Genomic DNA, 2,320 nt, shown 5'->3' on the forward strand with positions numbered 1-2,320 from the left:
CAAGGCCCAGGACGATCATGCCCCCATCTTCACACACATCCTCCCAGGGGAGGCGACTTCTATCCTGACACTGGGGGTTGTAATAGGTCTGACCCGCTGACCCCTTGGAGCTTTTCGAGGTGTCGGACCGCACCACGACAGCCGGGACTGGCACCCACTGGTCTTGGCCTGAAGCAAGAAAGGAGTTCTTTCCGACGAAAAAAAGACCTGACAGGGCCAGCAACAAGCCCGCCAAGCCCCCCCAATTGGTTGCTTGTCGTCGCGCCTCTCGGCGTTGGCGGATCCTTCTGCAGCGGGTCCAGCGCCTGGGTGTCTGGATCAGGTGATAGCTGATGATCTTCCAAGGTTGCCACCCCTCCTCTTGGCATTCCGGAAAATGTGTTGCTTGCTCTGCATGGCAAACCGGTTTTTCACGGACTGAACGGGTTAGAGCGCCTTGGGCTTAGAGCGCCTTGTCTGATTCCTCCAAACACCAACTCCCAGGATCGCCGCGAAGCCGACGGAGACCATCACCAAAATAGCGACTTGAGTCGGGTAAATAGACCAGCCGGCGGCGAGTCCGGCCAAAAAAAGGAGTGCAGTGAGCCCAATGGCGGCTTTCTTGAGCCACGGCCAGAGCACCAACTCCGCTTTCCAGGGTTCGCTTTGCGGACCTTCGAGCAGCCTGCGAAGCAATTCGATAACGCCGATCACACCCAAGCCAAGGGCGCCACCAAGAAGAAGCGCGCCGAACACCAACGCTGGGGCGCCGAGGAGCCAGGAGCGATGCTCAAGGGCACTCTCGGATGGATTGCTCGGGTTGTAGAACAGATCGATGGGAGCGCCCTTGACATAACGGCGGGCATGGTCGGCGGCGAGCTGCTCGGCCTTGGATTTGCTGCCGATGGTCGCTGGAAAGAGGAAGTCGAGCCCCGGGTGCCTCGTGCCGTCGACTGTATAGGTATAGGCCACGGAGATTTGCAGATTCCATTGGTTGCGACTCGAAGTGTTTGGGTTACCCGTGGACACGCGTGCGCGATGATCGATGACTGTGCCGGTGACCGGCAGATAGCCGGTTGTGGGCTGGGTCACGCCTTTAACCCCAGCGAGAAGTGCCAGCAGACCCAGCACAGCGACCATCAGCAGCGCGGCGAATCCAGCGACCGCGCTTCCAAGCAACTTGAGCACTTGCCATAAAGTGTTCTTCGGCATGATTCGCCACCCCCTGCGAGCCCGCGCTTTCAGCCTGGAGAGGCGCATCCAGGACCACCAGTGTCGTCTTTGACCTCGAGCCCATCGCGCTCTACTGTCACCTCTTCACAGCATTCCGGGCTATCGGGGTAGATTGCAATATCCTAATCTGCATCGAAATTTACAACACCACTGGCGCCAAAACCATTGGGGGTTAGCATGGGTGAGAAGAACTTGCCAAGCAAGAGACGCATCGTCCTGCTTAGCATCGCCGTGATCGCTGGCATCGGGATCTACTCTTGGGTGAAGCAGTGGACAATTGATGCCAGCGGCAATGCGATGGCCGAGGTAGCCTCGCAGTTAGGACTCCAGGTGCACCAGAAGGGGCGGAAACACCAGTTACGCGGGCGCATCGACGACATTGACGTTGCCGTGGAAACGACAAGCGAAAGAGTCGCTGGCGATATCAAGTACTTTACGGATTTTGACATTCGCGCGCCCGACCAGCCGGCTGGCCGAATTGTCGGTGCAGGCCTCCGGCAGAACTTCATTGCTGGCGTGAAGGGGCAAGAATCGCTCCTGACCGGTGATCCGGCCTTTGACGAGGCCGTTTTTCTCGAGGGTGACCCGGCTACCTTGCTCGCGCATCTCGATGCCGAGGCCCGTCCCGCGGTCATCGACGCGACCGAAGCCGGCTGGGAGCTTGAGGATTTTACTTGGAGCAACCGGATATCCGGTCGTTTGACGAATGCGGAGAAGATCGGTGCCTTACTGGATACCGGAATGGCTGCGGCTCAAGCCCTGCGGCTGGCCAGTGACCAAACCGCGGCGCTCCGCGAACGGACTGAGAAGGATCCATTGCCGGGGGTTCGTGCCGCAGCCGCCGAGGCGATGAACACGGAGACGATGAACACGGATGCATTAACGGCGAACGCTTCCACCGCGCCCGAGCCCGTCACGCCTGAAAATGCGCTAGAGGCACTGGATGAATACTACACGCCTCGCTCGCTCGAGGCCGCGCTGATGCTGGCTGCGGCCGGTGACGATTGTCAGGACGTTCGCAGCCGTCTTAGTGTTACGTCCCGCGCTGATTTAGGGAGAGCGTCGCGACCTATTTTGGGTGAGACGCAAAGAAAAGTCCCGAGCTGGC

Annotated in this window: 2 protein-coding genes; one reads left to right on the plus strand and one right to left on the minus strand. The window is 59.4% G+C overall.

What is annotated here, in order from left to right:
• Window positions 1-426: 426 nt before the first annotated feature.
• The gene (locus G3480_RS26190; protein WP_164657135.1) at window positions 427-1,191 is read right to left on the minus strand and encodes a DUF3592 domain-containing protein; all 765 of its coding nucleotides are present in this window, start codon (window positions 1,189-1,191) and stop codon (window positions 427-429) included.
• A 198-nt stretch (window positions 1,192-1,389) separates the two neighbouring features.
• Between G3480_RS26190 and G3480_RS26195 the strand changes: the two genes are divergently transcribed.
• On the plus strand, window positions 1,390-2,320 hold a 931-nt coding region (locus G3480_RS26195), incomplete at its 3' end, for a hypothetical protein (protein WP_164657136.1).

This window comes from Thiorhodococcus mannitoliphagus, from assembly GCF_010915725.1.
Classification (GTDB): Bacteria; Pseudomonadota; Gammaproteobacteria; order Chromatiales; family Chromatiaceae; genus Thiorhodococcus; species Thiorhodococcus mannitoliphagus.

What these genes read in the sequence shown, in the direction of transcription:
- G3480_RS26190 (WP_164657135.1), bottom strand. Translation starts at nt 1,191, where the DNA reads ATGCCGAAGAACACTTTATGGCAAGTGCTCAAGTTGCTTGGAAGCGCG.